The sequence below is a fragment of the Acinetobacter sp. PK01 genome (assembly GCF_022819285.1).
In the GTDB taxonomy this organism is placed as follows: Bacteria; Pseudomonadota; Gammaproteobacteria; order Pseudomonadales; family Moraxellaceae; genus Acinetobacter; species Acinetobacter tandoii.
In genome coordinates, this window is record NZ_CP094643.1 from 1,548,037 (window position 1) to 1,569,150 (window position 21,114).

The following is a 21,114-nucleotide window of genomic DNA, read 5'->3' on the forward strand; positions in this document are numbered from 1 at the left end:
GTAGAAGCTGAGATAAACAACAAGCAAAGGAAATTATATATGCGTTACGTCGATCCTAATCAACCTGGTTCTAAGGTTCAATTTAAAGCACAATACGAAAACTTTATTGGTGGCCAATGGGTTGCACCTATTAAAGGAGAATACTTCGAAAACATCTCGCCTGTCGATGGCAAAGTATTCACAAAAATTCCTCGCTCAACGGTTGAAGATATCGAACTTGCGCTTGATGCAGCGCACAAAGCTAAGGCTCAATGGAACAAATCCTCTCCTACAACGCGTTCAAATCTGTTACTTAAAATTGCAGATCGTTTAGAACAAAATCTTGAATTACTGGCGGTTGCAGAAACTTGGGACAATGGTAAACCTGTCCGCGAAACACTTGCGGCAGACATTCCTCTAGCGATTGATCACTTCCGTTATTTTGCAGGTTGTATTCGTGCACAAGAAGGCGGAATTTCTGAGATTGATGAAGATACAATTGCTTACCATTTCCATGAACCATTGGGTGTAGTGGGTCAAATTATCCCATGGAACTTCCCAATTCTTATGGCAGCATGGAAACTTGCTCCAGCACTGGCAGCTGGCAACTGTATTGTTCTTAAGCCTGCCGAACAAACCCCAGTCGGTATTTTATTGGTTGCTGAATTAATTCAAGACATATTACCAGAAGGAGTCTTGAACATCGTCAATGGCTTTGGTGCTGAAGTGGGCCGTCCACTTGCAACTAGCCCACGTATTGCAAAAATCGCATTTACTGGTTCTACGCAAGTAGGTCAGTTAATTATGCAATATGCGACTGAAAACATTATTCCTGTAACGCTGGAACTTGGTGGTAAATCTCCAAACATTTTCTTTGAAGATATCATGGATCGTGAAGATGACTACCTAGACAAAGCCCTTGAAGGTTTTGCAATGTTCGCTTTAAACCAAGGTGAAGTATGTACATGTCCTTCACGCGCTCTCGTTCAAGAAAGCATTGCAGACAAATTCCTTGAAAAAGCTATTGAACGTGTAAAACGTATTAAAACAGGACATCCATTAGACACAGACACCATGATTGGTGCGCAAGCTTCTCAAGAGCAGCAAGAAAAAATCTTGGGCTGTATTGCAACAGGTCGTGGCGAAGGTGCAGAAGTACTTACTGGCGGTGGTGCACGTAACGAAGTCGGTAGTGGTTTCTACATTGAACCAACCATCTTCAAAGGTAATAACAGCATGAAGATTTTCCAAGAAGAAATTTTTGGACCTGTCTTGTCTGTAACTACCTTCAAAGACTTTGATGAAGCCATCAAAATTGCCAATGACACCATTTATGGCTTAGGTGCAGGTGTATGGTCACGTTCAGCACACACTTCTTATCGTGCTGGTCGCGCGATTGAAGCAGGTCGTGTATGGACCAACTGTTACCACATCTACCCTGCGCACGCGGCGTTCGGTGGCTACAAGAAATCAGGTATTGGTCGTGAGAACCACAGAATGATGCTTGATCATTACCAACAAACTAAAAACTTGTTAGTGAGCTACTCGACCAAACCAGCAGGTTTCTTCTAATCTCCTCTATTGAAACCTGTTTCCTTTGCACGAAAATGAAAACAGCGAACCTAGGTTCGCTGTTTTCATTTTTGAATCTGTTATTTACTGTTTACTTACATTAAGTGGAAACAATCGTATGATTTGGTTCAGTTGCAGGTTCTTCTTTAAATAAAATCATCAAACAAACAAAAATTAGTCCCATTCCTAACCAACCAAATCCATCTAATTTCTCTCCGACAATCAGCATTGCAAATACAGCAGCCATAAATGGTTCAAACAAGGTCAAAGTCACTGCACGACTTGCAGGCACAGTTTTGAGTCCATAACCAAATAATAAATAGCCCAAAAACATTGGAATCAGCATCATATAACCAACAACATACACATGAATGGCTTGATCAAACAGATTTGCCCCGGTGTAAAAGGCTGTAGAAAGTAATAATGCTGCACCGAATCCAAAAATTAAACCAATTGATGCTTTCGCTTCTACACCGCGATCAATAAGTTTTTTGGCAGCCCATGAATACAGCGAATAAGTCAGTCCAGCGACTAAACCTAGAATAACCCCTACAATTTTCTGATCGGTTGAATGTTGTAACTGAGTCGTAGCATGTGACTCGCCGAGTGAGAGTAACAACACTCCAAATATGCCCAGAAAACAACTTAAGAACCATCGTTTAGATAATTGCTTTTGATCAAAAATACGCTCTAGCAAGGCTGTAAATAAAGGCGCTGTACCTATAGACACCACAGTCCCAATGGTAATGCCTGCCAAATGCATAGAACTATAGAAGGCTAGCGGGTAAATTGCCACAGAAAGAGCACCTAATAATATGCCTTTATTTTTAGGAATGTCTTGAAGATGTTTTGCAATTTTCTTTCTAGCTAATAATGCCTGTAGAAGCCCACCACCACCCATAGCCAAAGCTCCAATTGCCAAGGGACTTAAATGAGGAGCAAATGATGCAGCTGTACCTGTAGTTCCCCATAATACTGAGGCAACCAGTACCGCGATAAAACCATAATGTGGACTTAAATCAAACTTCTGGCTCACACATTCAACTCCTGTTGTAAAAGGCGCTCTATCATTTGCTTCGCAGCATGTACCTTCGTTCCATTGCCTTCCAAACCTGCACGGGCAATCGAACCCTCTAAAACAAAAGAAATGAATAATGCTAATTCTTGAGCTTTATTTTGATCCTGAAAGATTGCATTTAAATGCTCTACTAAAATCTGCTCAACTTCATCTTTATGTTGCTTCACCGTGAGCCGCTCTGGACTAGCAGCAGGAAACTCCGCCGCTGCATTCAATAAACCGCAACCTCTAAATCCCTTTTCGTATGCACATTCCGCATGATCTTGATAGGCATCGAATACAGCCAAAATTTTTTCATAAGCAGAATTACAATCGACTAATCGCTTGGCATACAGGTCTAGCCATTCTTGATGACGAGCTTGTATATAAGTAGCAATCAAATCAGATTTGGTCGGGAAATTATTGTAGAGCGACATTTTAGCTACACCCGCCCGATCAGTTATCGCATTAATCCCTGTATTGGCAATACCATCGTTATAAAACAAGGTGGCTGCTGCATCTAAAATTTTTTCCTTTGCCGACTTATTACTCATGCTAACAACCCTAATAGGTATACCGATCTACCTAATTTATAAAAATGAATATAAAATTGCAAACTAAAATTCATCTATTTGAAAGGAATGAATGTCTTTTAAAAGTTAAATATTGAAGAATGCGAATGAAAAAATCTCCTGAAAAACCATCCAAGAGATTTGCTCTGAAACTATTAATATAATTTAAGCGGAAGTTAATGCATGTTCTAAAAAGTGCAGATGATCAATACCCCAGTACATTTCATTCTGACTAAACCACGTCGGCGCCCCAAACACCCCGCGTTGTACAGCTTCTTCAGTAACCGATTTTAACTGTTGTTTGACTTGCTCATCTTCCAACCAATCTTGTACCTGTTGTACATCCAAGTCCAAATCTATAAGCATTTTTTTAAACTCTTGTAGATCATTCAGATTACGTGGCTCACCAAACATGGCATGAAATACACCTGTAAGTACACGCAAAAATTGCTCAGGTTGATAAATCTGTACAGCAGTGACTAAGCGCATTAATTGTAAAGTATTAATTGGGAAATAAGGATTCATTTGCATGGGAATCTGCCAGAGCTTCGACCAGCGCTTTAAATCTTTCATGGCATATTGTGCCTTTGCGGGAACAATCATGGGGCTGCTGTTACCCGTTGCCTTGAATACCCCGCCCAAAAGCATCGGTTTCCAAAGAATGTTGGCATGTCTGTCTGCAGCTATTTTTTGGATACGATGAAAACCTATATAACTATATGGACTGCCTAAATCAAAATAAAATTCTATTGTTTGCATTTTTAAATCTCCCTATTTAACATTTTGAAATATTTGCATTACCAACGTTCAATCCAAGGTCTTAAGTCTAATTCATGTGTCCATGCATCACGAGGTTGATGTGCCAAATGCCAATAATTTTCTGCAATATGCGCGGGGTTTAATATGCCATCTTGCGACTTAAGTGCATAAAGTTCAGGAAAGGTGGTTTCAATAAAATCTGTATCAATTGCTCCATCGACTACAACATGTGCAACATGAATGTTCTTTGGTCCTAATTCACGTGCCATACTTTGTGCCAAAGCCCGTAATGCATGTTTAGCACCTGCAAAGGCGGCAAAATTTGCAGCACCTCGAACACCAGCCGTTGCCCCTGTAAAAATAATGCTGCCTTGTTCACGCTGCACCATACGCTTAGCAACCTCTCGTCCAACTAAAAAAGCACTAAAGCATGCCATTTCCCAAATTTTGAAATATTTACGCGCGGTTTCTTCTAAAATACTGCACGGTACATTCGCCCCAATATTAAAGACCATCACTTCAATCGGACCTATTGAACTTTCTATCTGTTCAATTAATTCAATCACTTGTTCTTCTTTACGTGCATCGGAAGCAAAACCGTAAGCCGTACCTCCCATGGTTTCAATTTCATCAATTAAAGGCTGTAACTTATTAGCATTACGGCGTGTCATACATGCTATATATCCGCCACGCGCAAAGCGTTTTGCAATCTCCCCCCCTGTTGCATCACCTGCACCAATAACTAGGGCAACACCCTTTTGTCCAATTCCTGGCTCATTTTTCTCATTCATTTTTTGCATTCTATTGAATAACGATCGTTACCATAACGAATACTATGTTATAATTTATTTATCGTCAAATCTCGTTTATGAGTCATTCACATGCGATATAAACCAGGCTACAAACAAGAAAAACGCAAAGAATTACTGTATATCAGTGGTCAACTGGCTAAACAGCAAGGCTTTGCTGCAACAGGCGTGGATGGCTTCATGAAAGCTGCTGGTGTAACCAGTGGAGCTTTCTATTCACACTTTGCTTCCAAACATACGTTATTAAAAGCTTTATTAGAGTCAGAACTACAGCAAAGTTTTTCCAGATGGGAAAATAATCCTCACAATAGTCCGCATGAATGGCTAGATTTTGAGTTAAACCGTTACCTCAATATCTCTCATGTGCAGCATGCAGATCATGGTTGTATTTTACCTGCGCTTGCCAGTGAAGTAGCCCGCTCGGATATCGACATCAAACAGATTTATCAACAAGAATTACTGCGCGGGCATGCCCTATTTACTCAACATTTAGGTAGTGAAGACAAAGCATGGGCTGTACTTTGCCAACTGGTGGGTGCGATTAGTCTTGCGCGTGGTATGGCAGATGAAAATATACAAAAACAAGTGATCGAATCTAGCAAAGCTTTTTTAAAAGCAAGCCTTAATGTTTAAACTTTATTACTTACTTAGCTTTATTATTTTGGTATATATTCAAAACCATTTCGTTTATTCATCACAATTTAAAGCGTATGAAAACAACAGATCCCGATTTTCCTGAGACCATTTATGCCATTCAACATCTTGCTTTTGAAGACCTAGGTGCTTTAGAGGATACTTTTTATCAACTTGGCTTTCGCGTTCGATATGTAGAGGCAGGTGTTGATGACCTGCGTAAAGCCCTAGAGCATAAAGGGCTGACAGTAATTTTAGGCGGGCCAATTGGGGTCTATGAAACCGAAGATTATCCTTTTCTTACACAAGAAATTGAGCTACTCAAGCAGCGACTAACACGCAATTTACCGACACTCGGCATTTGTCTAGGTGCTCAATTGATTGCCCATGCGTTAGGTGCCAAAGTCTATGCGGGATCACAAAAAGAAATTGGATGGAGTCGTTTAGAAATCAAGCCTGTCGCACAGAATCCTCTCACAAGCCTAGCTGATACGCCAGTTTTACATTGGCACGGCGATACATTCGATTTACCGCAAAATGCAGAACTTCTGGCAAGTTCTACCCTATATCCAAACCAAGCGTTTAAAATTGGTAATAATATTTTAGCACTACAATTTCATGTTGAAGTCGCTGCGGATGCAATGGAAAAATGGCTGATTGGTCATACCTGCGAATTACGCCATGCAAAAATTGATATTCCTAGCCTACGTGCCGATAACCAACGTTTTGCACCTGATTTAGAGCAACATGCACCACAAGTGCTTGAGTTTTTTATGCAGCATATTGAGTAAGACTGCTCAATCAAATCGATCCTCTATTACCCCAAGAATCAACAGACATAAAAAAGGCACTCAATCAGAGTGCCTTTTACTTTCCCGAAGAAATCGTGGGGAGATTATTTCTTCGCAGGAACTGATGCTTCAGTAGTGATATTTACTGTAATTTTATCGCCAACATTTGGCACGTATGCTCCGACACCAAACGCAGAACGGTCAAATGAAGTTGTAGCATTGAAACCAATCGACTGTAGTTTAGTCATTGGATGTTCACCTTGCTTGTTCATTACAGCATCAAGCACAACAGGTTTAGTGACATCTTTAACAGTTAAGTTACCTGTAATTTTATATTGGTTATTGCCTAAAGATTCTACCTTAGTACTTTTGAACGTGATGTTTGGATAATTAATCGCATCAAAAAATTCAGCTTTTTTCAAATGCTCATCTAATGCAGCCACATTGGTATTTAAGCTAGACAATGGAATAGTCACATTCACTGAAGAATTCGCAGGTTTTTCATTATCTACATTGATTGTGCCTTGAATATTGCTAAAGTTTGCAGATGGTGTAGAAAAACCAAAGTGGCTCCAAGAAAATACTGTTGCCGTGTGTGTTGGATCAATTTGATACGCCACAGGTTTTGCCATAGAAAATGTTGCAACTGAAGCAACTGCTAAACCCAAAGTTAATGCTTTTAAATTCATGTGATTTTATCTCGTTTCAGAATGATTATTAGTGTATACCTTTGAAATTATAATTCACTGTTATGGATAAGACGATATGTTTCAAATTTAGAACAGTTTAAAGGATTAATATTATTATGGATTTTATTAGAACGATTGTGACAGATTCCTCACTAAATTAATCATCTATATTTTCATTTTGGTATTTTTCAAATAACAGTTGATCTATCCACTTCGGAATATACAACCCTAAGACTTTTAGCACTGTGATCCATTTTAAATTTAGTTTTATCTGCTTTTGTTGTTGTGATCTTTTATTACTATGATTTATGAACCTTATAACCATAAAAAAACGCCTCACATTAGAGGCGTTTTTTTATAAATCGGAATATACAACCCTAAGACTTTTAGCACTGTGATCCATTTTAAATTTAGTTTTATCTGCTTTTGTTGTTGTGATCTTTTATTACTATGATTTATGAACCTTATAACCATAAAAAAACGCCTCACATTAGAGGCGTTTTTTTATAAAAATGACCGATTAAGCTGTCAATTCTTTTACTGCATTTACAACTGCTTCAGTCGTAATACCAAAGAACTGGAACAAGTCTTTCGCAGGTGCAGATTCACCATAAGTCGTCATACCAATTACTTTGCCATCCAGACCAACAAACTTCCACCAGTAGTCGACATGCGCAGCTTCAACTGCAACACGCGCACGAATATGAGCTGGCAATACAGCTTCACGGTAAGCAGCATCTTGCTTCATGAACTCTTCAGCACATGGCATAGAAACGACACGCACACCTTCAAGTTGTGCATATGCTTCCATCGCTAGTGACACTTCAGAACCTGTTGCAATAATAATTGCTTTTAATTCGCCTTTTTCTTCTGCAAGAACATAACCACCTTTTGCTACGTTTTCAATTTGTGCTTGAGTACGAGTTTGGAATGGTAAGTTTTGACGAGAGAAGATTAACGCAGAAGGACCTTCTTTACGTACAAGCGCAGATTTCCAAGACACAGCTGCTTCAACAGTGTCACATGGACGCCATGTATTTAAGTTAGGTGTACCACGTAAAGATGCAATTTGTTCAACTGGTTGATGTGTAGGACCATCTTCACCCAAACCAATAGAGTCATGCGTATATACATGAATTACACGTTGTTTCATTAATGCAGACATACGAACTGCATTACGCGCATATTCCATAAACATTAAGAATGTAGCAACGTAAGGAATGAAACCACCATGCAATGCAACACCATTCGCTATTGCAGTCATACCAAATTCACGTACGCCATAGTGTACATAGTTACCGGCAGGGTTATCTTGAACACCTTGGCAACCTTTCCAAAGTGTTAAATTAGAACCAGCTAAGTCCGCAGAACCACCTAATAATTCAGGCAATAATGGACCAAACGCTTGTAAAGTATTTTGGCTTGCTTTACGAGTCGCAATTGTTTCCGCTTTAGCATTAGTTTCTGCAATGAACGCATCTGCTTGAGCAATAAATTCAACAGGCAAGTCACCTTCGATACGACGTAACAATTCAGCCGCTTCTGTAGGATACTTCGCTTGATATTGAGCAAATACAGCATTCCAAGCTGCTTCAGATTCAGCACCTTTTGCTTTTGCATCCCATGCTGCATAAACGTCAGCAGGAATTTCAAATGGACCTTCTGTCCAGCCTAAAGCTTCACGTGTTAATGCAATTTCATCATTGCCTAAAGGTGCACCGTGACAGTCTTCTTTACCTTGTTTGTTTGGAGAACCTAAACCAATAATTGTTTTACAAATAATGATGGTAGGTTTTTTAGTTTCCGCTTTCGCTTCTAAAGTTGCTGCGCGAATCGCATCGTTATCATGACCGTCTACACGAAGTACTTGCCAGCCGTAAGATTTGAAACGTTGCTCTGTATCGTCAGAGAACCAACCTTCGACTTCACCGTCAATTGAAATACCATTGTCGTCGTAGTAAGCAATTAATTTACCTAGACCTAAAGTACCTGCTAGTGAACATGCTTCATGCGAAACACCTTCCATTAAACAGCCATCACCCAAGAAACAATAAGTGAAATGATCAACAACTGCCAAGTCTTCTTTGTTGAACTGCGCTGCCAAAGTTTTTTCAGCCAACGCAAAACCTACAGCATTGGCAATACCCTGACCCAACGGCCCAGTTGTAGTTTCAATACCAGGCGCATAACCCAATTCTGGATGACCCGGTGTCTTAGAGTGAAGCTGACGGAAAGCTTTCAAATCTTCGATTGAAAGCTCATAACCTGTTAAATGTAACAATGCATATTGAAGCATTGAACCATGACCATTCGACAATACAAAACGGTCGCGGTTCGCCCATTGTGGGTTTGTTGGATTATGATTTAAAAATTCGCGCCAAACGACGTCTGCAATATCTGCCATCCCCATTGGTGCACCTGGATGTCCTGAGTTGGCTTTTTGCACAGCATCCATAGCCAATACACGAATTGCATTTGCAATACGACGTTCGTTCAAAGGGGTTGTCATAGATCAGAGTCCAATTAAAACAATTTAAAGAAGATGAATATCACATTCAAAACTAGGCACTATTGTCTTAAAAAAAGCGAGATGGGTAAAGCCTTATACACAATTTTTCCCTATTAATTGCTACTTATGTGGACTTGAATGAATGGAAATATTAAGAATTTTATTTATACGAGCAAACAAAAAAAATTATTATTTTGATCTAGAGTTACACGCAACACCATATTGCCTATTATCATGCCTGTAAAATCAGATTAAAGCTTTGAAATACAGTTTAGAATTAGAAATAGCTTCTTCTGACACAAAATTCACGTTTATTTCAGATGAATGCAAGATCCAAGCAAAGTTAACCTAGCTCTAACAAAGCTCTTCACATAAAAAAACCTAACATCATTGAAACTGCACTAAATATCCATGTAAGGCAGACATAAGTATTTCTCAATAAAATTAGATTTCTGAGGAGTTAATTTTTTGATGCACTTAAGAACAAAGTGACTATCAAGTTAGGTACTCCTTATGCCAATAATTTTGATTCCTAATGGTTTTGCTGCGGAAAGTTATGGTGCTAAAAATACTGAAGATGAAAAACATAAAGCTTACTTCACTGATTTAGAATCGGTTTATTTAACACAAAAGCGCCATTCCTCTAATGAAATAGCTTTTATGATGGATAACAACACTTATTTAGACCATTCGGATGAACGCTTCACGCCCTCCTATACATATCAATTTAAATGGCTTGTCTCAATTCCAATTCCCCCTTCAAAAATACGAATAAAATACGCTCACTATACCCCAATCCCTGTCATCGATAATTTACGGACTTGTGACTTCTTTTAAACCGTCGTTATTTTTCTGTGTTTAGTTCTGCTTTATGATCTTTATCATCACTCTTTAAGTATGCACATGCTTAACCAACAGTCAGAAGAATGATTTTCATCCCCTTTAAATTTCATCAATTTTTTCTACTTAAGTATAATTGTGTATTAAATTGTTTAATTTATATACACAAAATATTTAAAGCCAAAACAATTAATTGCTGCTTTATCAGTTTTATAGATGCTTATATCAGATAAAAAGTCATTGAATTGAAATAAATTCATCCTTTTTTATACAAGTTGAGCTAGTCCTAAAGTCTAACTCGATGTAACATATTGCGTCTTTAAAATTAACTGTGATAGGACTTATGCGCGAGTACGCTGTATTTACTTCGGAATCTGTAAGCGAAGGCCATCCAGATAAAATGGCTGATCAAATCAGTGATGCTATCTTGGATGCAATCTTAAAAGAAGACCCATATGCGCGGGTTGCTTGTGAAACGCTTGTAAAAACGGGTGCTGTCGTACTTGCTGGCGAAATCACAACAACTGCAAACATTGATGTCGAAGCTGTTGTTCGTCAAACTGTAAACGGTATTGGCTACCACCACTCTGACTTAGGTTTTGATGGCTCGACTTGTGCAGTCATCAACATGATTGGCAAACAGTCACCTGAAATTGCTCAAGGTGTTGACCGTCAAAAGCCTGAAGATCAAGGTGCGGGTGACCAAGGTTTAATGTTTGGTTATGCAAGCCGTGAAACTGACGTACTTATGCCTGCGCCAATTTCATATGCGCATCGCTTAATGGAAAAGCAAGCTGAATTGCGTCGCAATGGTTCATTACCGTGGTTACGCCCAGATGCAAAAAGCCAAGTGACTTTTGCTTATGAAAATGGCAAACCAGTACGTTTAGATGCTGTTGTATTGTCTACTCAACACGATCCAGAAATCTCACAAGCCAACTTAAAAGAAGCTGTGATTGAAGAAATCGTGAAGAAAATTATTCCTGCTGAAATGTTCCATGCGGACACCAAATTCCACATTAACCCAACAGGTATGTTTGTGATTGGCGGTCCTGTAGGTGACTGCGGTTTAACTGGTCGTAAAATCATTGTAGATACTTACGGTGGTATGGCGCGTCACGGTGGTGGTGCTTTCTCTGGTAAAGACCCATCTAAAGTTGACCGCTCTGCTGCTTATGCTGGTCGTTATGTTGCGAAAAACATTGTTGCTGCTGGCTTAGCAGACAAGTGTGAAATTCAAGTGTCTTATGCAATTGGTGTTGCTGAGCCTACTTCTATTTCTATCAACACTTTCAACACAGGCAAAGTGGCTGATGAATTGATTATTCAATTGGTTCGTGAACACTTTGACCTACGTCCATACGGCATTACTCGTATGCTCGACCTGATTCAACCAATGTACAAGCAAACTGCTGCATATGGTCACTTTGGTCGTCAAGGTTCTGATACTGCATTTACTTGGGAAAAAACAGACAAAGTTGAAGCGCTTAAGTCTTCTGCTGGTCTCTAATCCTTCCTTTGTAGAAAAAGCTCACTTCGGTGAGCTTTTTTTATTGTCACTTGAAAATTATTTCTCATAACAAAATATTTCAAGCATGCGAAGCCTTGAGAAATAATCAAGTTGCTCATCATTGGTGACACGAAATAAGAATTGATGATAAATTCAATATTTAGCTCAATACAATCACTCAAAAGCACGTCGAACCACTAACCTTCAGCCCCATTCCACAACTCAGAGTAATTTACAGATCAGCATAGAAATTAGGCAAAAAAAAGCATATAAATAAAAAAATAGGTTTTTGCCCTTTAAAAAATTTAGCCTATCCCTATTAAATATTTATATGTTTACAGGAGTTGTCTCGTGAAGAAGGTTGTAAAAGCAAAAAATTTAATCGCATTTCGTATTTGGTTAGAAAAATTAGGTTACTCAGTCAAAACTCTCGCTGATGATCGTGGTTTTACTTTTAGTTTTAAAAAAGAATATGGTTTAGTTACTTGTGATTTAGCAGGTAATTCGTTGGCTATGCAGCTCGGCGAAGAGTTTGAAGATCACTTAAAAGCTTAACAATAAAAGCAATTCAATAGCTTGTACACGTATTCACAGTTCATCGAGTCGCTATTCCTATATTTTTAAGCCCTTCGGGGCTTTTTTTATTGTTGATCGATGAGAAATTTAGTTTTATCAGCATCATCAGAAACTTTAGTCAACAAAGACCATGAATTACTCAGCCAATCCCTTACCTTTTAACAAGCACAACAAGATCATCAAAAGCATCTAGATGATGTTTCATATTGACAGTCATTTTTGAATTTACTTTTCTCTAGACGAAAAAAAACAAGGTGTTAACCTTGCTTTAATCTTCCCAGCTCATTAAGTGGTGGGGGCGAAGAGACTCGAACTCTTACACCTTGCGGCGCTGGAACCTAAATCCAGTGCGTCTACCAATTTCGCCACGCCCCCATACTGGGTTTCACACTAAGTGAAAAATTTGGCAGAGGATCAAGGACTCGAACCTTGACGAACGGTTTTGGAGACCGTCATGCTACCATTACACCAATCCTCTGTTACCTAAACACCATCAACTGATGATTAAGTGGTGGGGGCGAAGAGACTCGAACTCTTACACCTTGCGGCGCTGGAACCTAAATCCAGTGCGTCTACCAATTTCGCCACGCCCCCGATGGCTGTGTATATTATAGAGATCACTCCCCTCTGGCAAGCCCTTTTTATGAAAAAATCTCTTGTTTGATTAAATATAAAACAAAAACCGCGATTATGTACTTTTCTTAAGCAATTTCAGTCACTAAGGTATGTTTTATTGCATAAAAATTGTCAAATCTATGTGCTTTATGCTTTGCTAACATCTTCGACAAAAGCGGTTGAAATACTAAAAATTTCTCAGAAAGCTCAATATTTAGGCGCTGACAATGTAAATACGCCCAATCTGTATAATTTTCTGCCTTTAATCGCTGTCCAGACAGCCATTCATAGAAAATAATACCCAGAGCATAAATATCTGTTGATACTGTTTTGACTTCGCCATGAAAAAGTTCGGGTGCCATATAACGTGGGGTTGCATTCATTTCAGTTTGTACCGACTGCCCTATCGACTGGACCTGCTCGAAGTCAATTAACTTTAATTGTCCATCATATTCCACAAAATGTTCTTGTTTTAAATCGGCATGTATCCATCCTGCTTCATGTAATCTCTGTAGGGCATCTAAAGCACGTAATAGATAATGCTGAATACTTGCAATCGGCAATGTCTGAGCACTAACACTAAAATATGATGCTGCATGAGGCAGAACAAGCATCTGCGCTAAGGATTGCTCGACTTCAATATCTACTGCCTTAGATGCTAAAAATGCTTTAGGCACGATTTCACAAGGCAATATGATCCTAGACAATGAAGTAGAGTTCAGACTTTCTTGATAAAAAGCCAATTCATGCTGAAATCCTTGTTGGTAGATATGATGCCCTTGTTTCATTTGCATCTTTAACCAATAAAGCTTTTCTTGATACTGAAAATAATAAAGCCTGCGTCCATATCGCAGGCTGTTCGTCTTGGTTTTTAATTCCAAACAATCTATATGATTAAAATCAGGCAGTATGAACTTGGACATGTGTTTCTTGTCGGTGTAATTGCTGATAATTCAGAAGCTCTAAAGCGTGCTGGATGGTTTTCCCAATTCGAGCATGAGTTTCAATGCTCGATATTTTGGGCCATGTTGCCCGCTCTCCTTCGCGTTGTAACAACTTAAATAAGTGTGGACGAGGATTTTGCAACATATAACTATAATGACGCAGACTATATCTACCAATAATATTGACATCACCATAATAGCGCTGATCCACCACACCATAACCATGATCAAGTAAACGGCGTATAGATGGCACTTTCCCCACCCGTTCACGCGTAAAGTCCATCACACCCTTAGCGATAACTTTGCCTTGACGACGAATAATACGCTCAGGCCAACTCAACATATCGCGTCTGAACCGAGAAACATCATCCTGCATAAATGGCACAATATGTGGGTTAACCTGACTGGCGATACTGTAATTTAAATTATAAAGGCGTGCCATTTTCTGTTGTGGGAAATCGCTCCGTACACTGCCATCTACCCAACGCGTCGTTGCCATATATGGTGTAAGTTCACCATCATAGCGTTTACTGGTGAGCTTAACAGGCGGAAATAAAATAGGAACCGCACAGGAAGCCAATACCGCACTCCACACCAATAAATCAGGTGAAGTATAGGTATTCATAATACGCGCTTCCTGTGAAGCATCGTAAGGTGCTACTGCTACATTAATATATAACCCTGACTGTTTAAATGCTTCATCAAAAGTAACATTGCCTAAATTTTCAACGAGGAATTTTTTCAAATACTTCACATCGGCAACGCCACCGTTGCCTTTTAACAAGTCACCCAACTTTCGAAAATGAAAAGCTTCACTAAAAAAGTTCTCGCCATTTAATATTTTCGAAATATTTTCAGGATTTGAGACACCAAGCATAGCGGTCATAATTGCACCCGCACTTGAACCTGAAAGCACTTTAGGCATTAAATCCTGCTCAAGTAAGGCTTTACACACCCCAGTATGAAACAAACCTAAAGTTGCACCGCCAGAGAACATTAACGCTGGCTGTCCATATGCTTTTTCACAATGTTTAAAGAAATCCATTTTCTCTTGATGAGAAAGACACTCGCAAGCTTCTGAGGCAATAAACGCTAAGCTCGCGCTTACTTCTTCAATATAGTCCTCTATAATAGTTTTAGTACCTACATACGTCGCTGCAAAAAGCATTGGATGTGCGATATTGGCAATGTCATAGGTTAGCCCCTCACGTAATAAATACATTAAGTCACGTGTTCGGTGCTGATAGCGATAGCGTTTTAGTAATTTCAAACGATATGAGATCATTTCCGCATCAAAATAAGGCGAGCAGTTATCATACTTCCACTCTTGCGCTCCCGACTCTTGATCAATTTTGAGCGCAATACTTTTCCACTCTGCATAACTTTCCGCATGTTCTAATTGGCGTTTTAACTTTTTTATACGATAGGCTTGATGTGGATTCATGTCCTGTATGAATTCTTGAAATAACATAGCTTCCCTCAAACACCTGCGCTTAAATACAATTTAAAGTCTTTATCTTTGAATATTAAAAATTTGGCTAAGTCGAAGCATGATTCGATTAGCATTCGTTCACATTATACTATACAGTCTAAAACCAAGGCCAAGGTTGGTCTTATTTGCTACTTTATCGTAATTATCAGCTGAATGACTATGGCAACTATCGAATTACCTGACACGATTTTACAATCCCTCTCGCAAGTTCTTGCTCAATTACATCAAACACTGCCCTCATTGAAACAAGAACCTGACTTTTCTGCGCCAGCGTTTAAGTGGCAAAACCAACAACTCATTCCCATTTTCCATCCCAAAAAAATTGATTTAGACGACCTAAAAGGGATTGAGCGTCAAAAGGCCAAAGTCATTCAAAATACGCTACAATTTTTAAATGGATTACCTGCAAATGATGTATTACTGACAGGCTCACGTGGTACGGGTAAGTCATCTATTGTTCGTGCTTTATTAAGCCAATATCAAAATCAAGGCTTACGTTTAATTGAAATTGAACGTGATGATTTATCAGAATTACCCGAAATTCAAAAAATTATTCAAAACCGTCCTGAAAAGTTCATCGTCTATTGTGATGATTTAGCATTTAACGCTGAAGATGAAAACTACCGAAGTTTAAAAAGTGTATTGGATGGCTCATTACAGTCTGGCTCAAGTAATTTTATTATTTACGCCACCAGTAACCGTCGTCATTTACTTCCTGAGTTTATGCATGAAAATACACCTGTCACCCGCGTTGACGTTCCTCAATACAATGAACTACACCCTCAAGAAGCGATTGAAGAAAAAATTTCGCTGTCTGATCGCTTTGGCTTGTGGTTGTCGTTCTATCCTATGGATCAGGCACTTTACTTAGAAATCGTTGAACACTATTTAGCAAAATCAAAAATGCCAATGACAGAAGAAGTACACGCAGAAGCATTGAGATGGTGTCAAGCACGTGGGCAACGTTCTGGGCGCGCCGCTTATCAATTCTCAAAACATTGGGTAGGTTCACAGCAGTTACAGCAGCTCTAAACTTCTTATAAAATCAGTTTATTTAAACAATAAGGCAGCATCCTGTTTAGATTTTTATTCGCGGAACGTTATTTTTAGAATAAAAGCCCAAACATCTTAGATTGGGCTTTCTATTTAGAATTAAATACATGTTTTATAATTAAAAAATTTATTTCATATAAGCCGTATTATGCTAATTTTAATCAAACGCAGCTATTTTATGTATGACCAAACATCAGGATCAACATAGCTTTCATCAATCCGATAACCCTGTGCTATCGCATCTTTTTCATCCATTTCTCTTGACCTTTTATTACGTATTTCTTCTTTCTTAAATGCTTGCTCTAACTCTTGTTGTGTCATTTTATACGTATCAATATTATTTTCTGAATCATTCATCAAATTTCGTTGATTATAGCGAATTGTGTCAAAAGCATACCGAATCATATATTGCTCTTTACCCTCTTCAGTTTTTTTAGTTTGGTTCAAGCTAATATTTAAAAGAATACCATTGGCATATAACCTATAGCCTATAGAGTTTCCTGCAATCGTTCTGATTATTTTTTTCCATTCCTCATATTTAAATATATAACTTGGGTCAATTACATAACCCCATTCCATTAAATATCGAATATTGTCTTCCTTTGCAATTCTAGGGTTATATCTTGCACAGTCGCCAACCTACTTGATTTAATTGTTTCATTAAATCGACATAAGCTTGATAGGCTTGTTCTGAACTCACAAACTCCTCCTTATTTAAGCCTGCATTAATATCAAGCCCTTGAATACCATCTTCGTTATTAAATGATGTGCCCAAAACTGAAAATACATGCTCTATCACTAAGCTATTCGCACCATTTTCAACTTTAATTTGACCTAAGTTAGGGGGAGTAAAATCTAACTCTCTAAAACCTGCACCAGATGGATGGCTGTCAGTACGACCAAGGTTATATTGAGCAAAATCTTTAAACCCCTGTTGCCCTAAATGTAAAGTATAAGACTGTTGATTCATTGCATTATTCTCTGTGATTTTTGCACTTGGTTGGCATGCACAGAGAAACCATCCCAATATTAAAATAATGATGGAATAGGTGAATTTATCAAATCCCCCAGTTACTCCTATCTTTTCCAACATTAAAAATAGCTTTGTTATTTCATACTGTTCTAGTTTCAAAATACTTATCATCCAACATTAAAAATTATATTTATTTATAATTTTTATATATTACATATAACCAGTATAATCGAAAAATATTTAAATATAATAGTCAAAAAAATGTATAGCCAAAGTTTTGTGAAAATCGTAATGATGTTAGTTTTTCAAATTTAAATCAGGTCAAAATAAAAAAGTCAATTTAAGTAACCTCCATCAATTTAGTCGCAATAAAAGCAAGAAATACAAAAGGCTATTTCATATATTTATAAAATAACCGACTTTCTCTCATAAAAATAAACCAATAATTTAAATTATAAAATGATTGGTTTAAACAGGATTAAAATTAATCAAACGTAGCTATTTTACGTATAACCAAACATCAGGATCATCATAACTTTCATCAATCCGATAACCCTGTGCTATCGCATCTTTTTCATCCATTTCTCTTGTTTTTATATACCGAGACAAATTACTTTGAAAGGCTTTTTCTAATTCTTGTGGTGTCATTTCATAGGCATCTGAAATCAAATTTCGTTGATTATAGCGAATTGTATCAAAAGCATATCGAACCATATATTGCTCTTTACCCCCTTCAGTTTTTTGAGTTTGATCTAGGCTAAGATTTAAAAGAATTCCATTAGCATATAATCGATAACCTATATAGTTCCCTCCAACTGTATTTATTATTTTTCCCATTCCTCATAATTGAATATATAACTCGGATCAATTACATCATGCCCTTCCATTAAATATCGAATACTGTCTTCTTTCGCTATTCTAGCATCGCCTCTGTAAAAATAATTTTTCCATCCAGCTTGATTTAACCTTTTCATTAGTTCCACATAACCTTGATAGGCTTGCTCAGGACTTACAAATTCATCTTTAGTTAAACCGGCATCAACATCAAGACCTTGAATACCATCTTCTTTATTAAATGATGTGCCTAAAACTGAAAATACATGATCTATCACTAAGCTATTCGCACCATTTTCAACTTTAATTTGACCTAAGTTAGGAGGAGTAAAATCTAACTCTCTAAAACCAGCACCAGATGGATGGCTGTCAGTACGACCAAGGTTATATTGAGCAAAATCTTTAAATCCCTGTTGCCCTAAATGTAAAGTATAAGACTGTTGATTCATTGCATTATTCTCTGTGATTTTTGCACTTGGTTGACATCCTGACAATAGCCACCCTAATATTAGAAATAAGATAAAATGGAAATACCATTCAAATTTTCCCATCATTACTGTCCTTACCAACCTTAAAATCAGCCTTGCTATTGGCCCACCCCGCAATAATTACCAATTCTTTTTCTAAAAACAAACGCCCTTTGTCACTTAGCATTAAACGATGATATTTCTTTGCAGCTTCGTTAATCCATTCCATACGACTATCATAATTTGCAACCCTCGTGTTTGCTAACTGTTCGCTATATACCGATTCAGGTAACTGGTCAAGCACACCCTCATGACGTCCTTTATACACTTTTTCCATACTTTGTCTGTTATACGCACTAGGTAAAACACTTTGTGATTTTCTTACGAATTTAACTGCCTCAGCCGAATAATCACTCGATAGCACCAGAGTACTATCAGGTAAATTTGTATAGCGTTGTAAAGTTGCTTGTGCTTCAACTTTCCAATCCTTCCACACTAACTCTTGTAAAATATTGCGCTGTTCTTGTACAGCAATCGCGAGAAGGTGCTTAAAAAGATCTTTAGCTGCTAAAGTAAAATTCTCTTTTCTTGTTTTTCCTTTTCTTTTAAAAACGGCTTCTATTTTTGGAAGCAAGTCAAAAGCCTTAGTGATTTCAGGCGTACTTTGTAAATGTTTAATAATCGGCAAACAGTTTGACCAAGGTACATTACACACTTCTTCTTTGATGTGAGTGAATTTTAAGACATTACGTTGTGTTTTACATTGATTAAATGATTTAGAGGACATATTCCATGCATAATGCCAAGGTGCAATGTCCATAAATAACCATAAGTTTCCCTTAGCAAAAGAATGTACGGGGTCTCGAATAACACCAATTGGTACCCATTTATATCCCCATGTTGTAAGACCATGCTTAAATATGGCAGCTACAGTCTTGGACGCAAATGCACCTAAGCCCATCCAGTAATAACGGCCTATCAATTGTTTATTTCCATGATTTTCTTGTTCTAAATAAATCTTGGCGTAAACTGAAGCAATACGTCTTGCTCTCGCCTCATAGCCTGGCTCTAATTTATATAAATTTTTCTTGGCATCTGTTAAATTAGAAACTCGTTTCATTGCCTCTTGTTGGTGTATTTCCCAAAACGTTAGGCAATCACACTGTAGTGCCTTACAGCTATTTTCTTGTGTATTTGTATTACCTTCCCAACCTAAACTTCCCATTATGTTTGATCTCCTTCATCCTCTTTTACTAAGGAAATCCAATTTAAATCAACCTGCAAATTCTGCTGGGATGGTGTATTCACACGTTTTGAAAAACCTTTACGATCTGTTATTGCTGTAAAGTTTTCATCATTACTAGAAACTTTATATCCAATACTCGACATTTCCTCACCAGAAGGTGAAAGTATTTTAAATTTTTCATTATATGCCTCATATGCTGGTAAGCCTTGAGGATTTACCCCCACTTCAGCACCACTTTGAAAAATATGTTGACCTGCTTTAGCCTCAAACTTTGCAGGAGTTATGATTTTAATACCATCTTTATTGATGATAATCTGAGAACCGCCAGCCATAGGTTTACCTATTTTTTATCGATTGCAAAAATTCAATTAAAATTAGATTAATATAAGTACGTACTAATTTAATATTGTAAGTATAAAGATGACTTTTATTGTAGCCATACAATTAAATGATAGCATAGTTATTGCAGCAGATAATAAGCATATTATTATCAATGAGATTGGTGAAAGTAGGATTGATACAGAAAAAACTCAGAAAATCCACTTATGGAATAAGGGTATTATCGTTGGCACAGGCGAAAGTTATGTAATTAAGAGGTCTGTTGAATTATTCAAGAAAGCCAACCCTTCTAGATTAGATAAACTTCCTCAATGCTTAGAAATATCAAGACAACTCAGAGAGTTCGAAATCGGTACAGATTGCTATCAAGTTGAAAATACTAAACTGTTATGTAGTAGTTATAGTGAGTCAGGCGTTCAACTTTATACTGTTCAACGCTTTAGTCCGTCACGGCCTTACGCACTCACAGCCATTAATTCTATGAGTATTACGGTTTGGTTATTTCATCCTAATATTGAAACTATTTCTGTAGACCTTCAAAATCTTTATAGTGATTTAAAGGACTATTCGACATTCTCTAATCAAATAGATTGGATCAATTACTATATAAGACACCTTGCCCCGATCTATCAGAAGCAAAGTCAGCAAGACCCCTTAATGAGTCAAAGTTTTGACTACTTTTTTCAAGCTAAGGACGAATACATTACTGGTCATATTTCAAACATGCCAAACACAATTCCAGAAATTAAAGAAATTTCATCAGATTATGGATCCATTTAATATCATCATACTTACACGAAATATATTAATTTAAAGCGGTATACATCAAAGTATCAATTTTAAAAATTAACAAAT

At 37.7% G+C, this 21,114-nt stretch carries 18 protein-coding genes, 3 tRNA genes and 2 pseudogenes; 8 read left to right on the plus strand and 15 right to left on the minus strand.

Annotation, left to right across the window (positions count from 1 at the left end; all coding sequences use genetic code 11):
• Window positions 1-39 precede the first annotated feature (39 nt).
• Window positions 40-1,551 (plus strand): aldehyde dehydrogenase family protein, encoded by a 1,512-nt coding sequence (locus MP622_RS07430; protein ID WP_044739832.1) that lies wholly within the window; start codon window positions 40-42, stop codon window positions 1,549-1,551.
• 100 nt (window positions 1,552-1,651) lie between these two features.
• Here MP622_RS07430 and MP622_RS07435 read toward each other — a convergent pair whose 3' ends face one another.
• The 4 genes from MP622_RS07435 to MP622_RS07450 form a co-directional block, all read right to left on the minus strand.
• Entirely contained in the window at window positions 1,652-2,587 is a 936-nt protein-coding gene (locus tag MP622_RS07435; protein WP_243793270.1) for an EamA family transporter, read from the minus strand.
• Window positions 2,584-3,162 carry a TetR/AcrR family transcriptional regulator gene (locus tag MP622_RS07440; protein ID WP_044739834.1) on the minus strand — a complete coding sequence of 193 codons (579 nt, stop codon included), beginning with the start codon at window positions 3,160-3,162 and terminating at the stop codon, window positions 2,584-2,586. The genes MP622_RS07435 and MP622_RS07440 overlap by 4 nt, the downstream gene beginning before the upstream one ends.
• Window positions 3,163-3,345: 183 nt before the next feature.
• Complete coding sequence (locus MP622_RS07445; protein ID WP_104442237.1) at window positions 3,346-3,939, minus strand: 2-hydroxychromene-2-carboxylate isomerase; 594 nt, start codon at window positions 3,937-3,939, stop codon at window positions 3,346-3,348.
• A 38-nt stretch (window positions 3,940-3,977) separates the two neighbouring features.
• A complete protein-coding gene (locus tag MP622_RS07450) occupies window positions 3,978-4,730 on the minus strand; it encodes an SDR family oxidoreductase (RefSeq protein ID WP_104442238.1) in 753 nt (250 codons plus the stop codon).
• 90 nt (window positions 4,731-4,820) lie between these two features.
• On the opposite strand from MP622_RS07450, the gene MP622_RS07455 reads away from it, so the two are divergent.
• Together MP622_RS07455 and MP622_RS07460 are read left to right on the plus strand one after the other, a co-directional pair.
• Window positions 4,821-5,381, plus strand: coding sequence for a TetR/AcrR family transcriptional regulator (locus tag MP622_RS07455; protein ID WP_044739837.1), 561 nt, complete (start codon window positions 4,821-4,823; stop codon window positions 5,379-5,381).
• A gap of 77 nt (window positions 5,382-5,458) precedes the next feature.
• On the plus strand, window positions 5,459-6,172 hold the full coding sequence (locus MP622_RS07460; protein WP_243793271.1) for a glutamine amidotransferase: 714 nt from the start codon (window positions 5,459-5,461) through the stop codon (window positions 6,170-6,172).
• Between the two features lie 104 nt (window positions 6,173-6,276).
• Here the strand turns inward: MP622_RS07460 and MP622_RS07465 are convergent, their stop codons facing one another.
• Together MP622_RS07465 and tkt are read right to left on the minus strand one after the other, a co-directional pair.
• Window positions 6,277-6,861, minus strand: coding sequence for a YceI family protein (locus MP622_RS07465; protein WP_044739839.1), 585 nt, complete (start codon window positions 6,859-6,861; stop codon window positions 6,277-6,279).
• A gap of 520 nt (window positions 6,862-7,381) precedes the next feature.
• Window positions 7,382-9,370, minus strand: a complete 1,989-nt coding sequence (gene tkt, locus MP622_RS07470; protein WP_104442240.1) for a transketolase — start codon at window positions 9,368-9,370, stop codon at window positions 7,382-7,384.
• 513 nt (window positions 9,371-9,883) lie between these two features.
• On the opposite strand from tkt, the gene MP622_RS07475 reads away from it, so the two are divergent.
• The 3 genes from MP622_RS07475 (at window position 9,884) to MP622_RS07485 (ending at window position 12,275) form a co-directional block, all read left to right on the plus strand.
• Entirely contained in the window at window positions 9,884-10,207 is a 324-nt protein-coding gene (locus tag MP622_RS07475; RefSeq protein WP_104442241.1) for a hypothetical protein, read from the plus strand.
• Between the two features lie 346 nt (window positions 10,208-10,553).
• Window positions 10,554-11,720 carry a methionine adenosyltransferase gene (gene metK, locus MP622_RS07480; protein ID WP_100242377.1) on the plus strand — a complete coding sequence of 389 codons (1,167 nt, stop codon included), beginning with the start codon at window positions 10,554-10,556 and terminating at the stop codon, window positions 11,718-11,720.
• 351 nt (window positions 11,721-12,071) lie between these two features.
• The gene (locus MP622_RS07485) at window positions 12,072-12,275 is read left to right on the plus strand and encodes a hypothetical protein (RefSeq protein ID WP_100242376.1); all 204 of its coding nucleotides are present in this window, start codon (window positions 12,072-12,074) and stop codon (window positions 12,273-12,275) included.
• 311 nt (window positions 12,276-12,586) lie between these two features.
• Here MP622_RS07485 and MP622_RS07490 read toward each other — a convergent pair.
• The 5 genes from MP622_RS07490 to MP622_RS07510 form a co-directional block, all read right to left on the minus strand.
• A tRNA-Leu gene (locus tag MP622_RS07490) sits at window positions 12,587-12,671 on the minus strand.
• Between the two features lie 29 nt (window positions 12,672-12,700).
• Window positions 12,701-12,774: transfer RNA gene (locus tag MP622_RS07495), tRNA-Trp, on the minus strand.
• 31 nt (window positions 12,775-12,805) lie between these two features.
• A tRNA-Leu gene (locus MP622_RS07500) sits at window positions 12,806-12,890 on the minus strand.
• A gap of 107 nt (window positions 12,891-12,997) precedes the next feature.
• A complete protein-coding gene (locus tag MP622_RS07505; RefSeq protein ID WP_243793272.1) occupies window positions 12,998-13,705 on the minus strand; it encodes a protein kinase in 708 nt (235 codons plus the stop codon).
• Window positions 13,706-13,811: 106 nt separating this feature from the next.
• Window positions 13,812-15,326, minus strand: coding sequence for a DUF3336 domain-containing protein (locus tag MP622_RS07510; RefSeq protein WP_016167642.1), 1,515 nt, complete (start codon window positions 15,324-15,326; stop codon window positions 13,812-13,814).
• Window positions 15,327-15,506: 180 nt separating this feature from the next.
• Here MP622_RS07510 and MP622_RS07515 point away from each other — a divergent pair, with 180 nt between their 5' ends.
• On the plus strand, window positions 15,507-16,379 hold the full coding sequence (locus tag MP622_RS07515; RefSeq protein ID WP_243793273.1) for an ATP-binding protein: 873 nt from the start codon (window positions 15,507-15,509) through the stop codon (window positions 16,377-16,379).
• Window positions 16,380-16,571: 192 nt separating this feature from the next.
• On the opposite strand, the pseudogene MP622_RS07520 reads toward MP622_RS07515, so the two are convergent.
• From MP622_RS07520 to MP622_RS07535, 4 genes and pseudogenes are all read right to left on the minus strand, one after another.
• Window positions 16,572-17,493 (minus strand): annotated as a pseudogene (locus MP622_RS07520) (hypothetical protein).
• Between the two features lie 378 nt (window positions 17,494-17,871).
• Window positions 17,872-18,761 (minus strand): annotated as a pseudogene (locus MP622_RS07525) (hypothetical protein).
• Window positions 18,745-19,899, minus strand: coding sequence for a hypothetical protein (locus MP622_RS07530; RefSeq protein ID WP_243793276.1), 1,155 nt, complete (start codon window positions 19,897-19,899; stop codon window positions 18,745-18,747). Before MP622_RS07530 ends, MP622_RS07525 begins: the two are co-directional and overlap by 17 nt.
• A complete protein-coding gene (locus MP622_RS07535) occupies window positions 19,899-20,252 on the minus strand; it encodes a DUF2345 domain-containing protein (protein ID WP_243793278.1) in 354 nt (117 codons plus the stop codon). Before MP622_RS07535 ends, MP622_RS07530 begins: the two co-directional genes overlap by 1 nt.
• An 88-nt stretch (window positions 20,253-20,340) precedes the next feature.
• Here MP622_RS07535 and MP622_RS07540 point away from each other — a divergent pair, with 88 nt between their 5' ends.
• Window positions 20,341-21,039: a hypothetical protein gene (locus MP622_RS07540; RefSeq protein WP_243793280.1), complete on the plus strand. Its 699-nt coding sequence runs from the start codon at window positions 20,341-20,343 to the stop codon at window positions 21,037-21,039.
• The last annotated feature ends 75 nt before the right edge of the window (window positions 21,040-21,114 follow it).

Coding starts and splice junctions, on each gene's coding strand:
- MP622_RS07430 (WP_044739832.1), top strand. CDS start 40: ATGCGTTACGTCGATCCTAATCAACCTGGTTCTAAGGTTCAATTTAAA.
- MP622_RS07440 (WP_044739834.1), bottom strand. CDS start 3,162: ATGAGTAATAAGTCGGCAAAGGAAAAAATTTTAGATGCAGCAGCCACC.
- MP622_RS07445 (WP_104442237.1), bottom strand. CDS start 3,939: ATGCAAACAATAGAATTTTATTTTGATTTAGGCAGTCCATATAGTTAT.
- MP622_RS07450 (WP_104442238.1), bottom strand. CDS start 4,730: ATGAATGAGAAAAATGAGCCAGGAATTGGACAAAAGGGTGTTGCCCTA.
- MP622_RS07455 (WP_044739837.1), top strand. CDS start 4,821: ATGCGATATAAACCAGGCTACAAACAAGAAAAACGCAAAGAATTACTG.
- MP622_RS07460 (WP_243793271.1), top strand. CDS start 5,459: ATGAAAACAACAGATCCCGATTTTCCTGAGACCATTTATGCCATTCAA.
- MP622_RS07465 (WP_044739839.1), bottom strand. CDS start 6,861: ATGAATTTAAAAGCATTAACTTTGGGTTTAGCAGTTGCTTCAGTTGCA.
- tkt (WP_104442240.1), bottom strand. CDS start 9,370: ATGACAACCCCTTTGAACGAACGTCGTATTGCAAATGCAATTCGTGTA.
- MP622_RS07475 (WP_104442241.1), top strand. CDS start 9,884: ATGCCAATAATTTTGATTCCTAATGGTTTTGCTGCGGAAAGTTATGGT.
- metK (WP_100242377.1), top strand. CDS start 10,554: ATGCGCGAGTACGCTGTATTTACTTCGGAATCTGTAAGCGAAGGCCAT.
- MP622_RS07505 (WP_243793272.1), bottom strand. CDS start 13,705: ATGCAAATGAAACAAGGGCATCATATCTACCAACAAGGATTTCAGCAT.
- MP622_RS07510 (WP_016167642.1), bottom strand. CDS start 15,326: ATGTTATTTCAAGAATTCATACAGGACATGAATCCACATCAAGCCTAT.
- MP622_RS07515 (WP_243793273.1), top strand. CDS start 15,507: ATGGCAACTATCGAATTACCTGACACGATTTTACAATCCCTCTCGCAA.
- MP622_RS07530 (WP_243793276.1), bottom strand. CDS start 19,899: ATGGGAAGTTTAGGTTGGGAAGGTAATACAAATACACAAGAAAATAGC.
- MP622_RS07535 (WP_243793278.1), bottom strand. CDS start 20,252: ATGGCTGGCGGTTCTCAGATTATCATCAATAAAGATGGTATTAAAATC.
- MP622_RS07540 (WP_243793280.1), top strand. CDS start 20,341: ATGACTTTTATTGTAGCCATACAATTAAATGATAGCATAGTTATTGCA.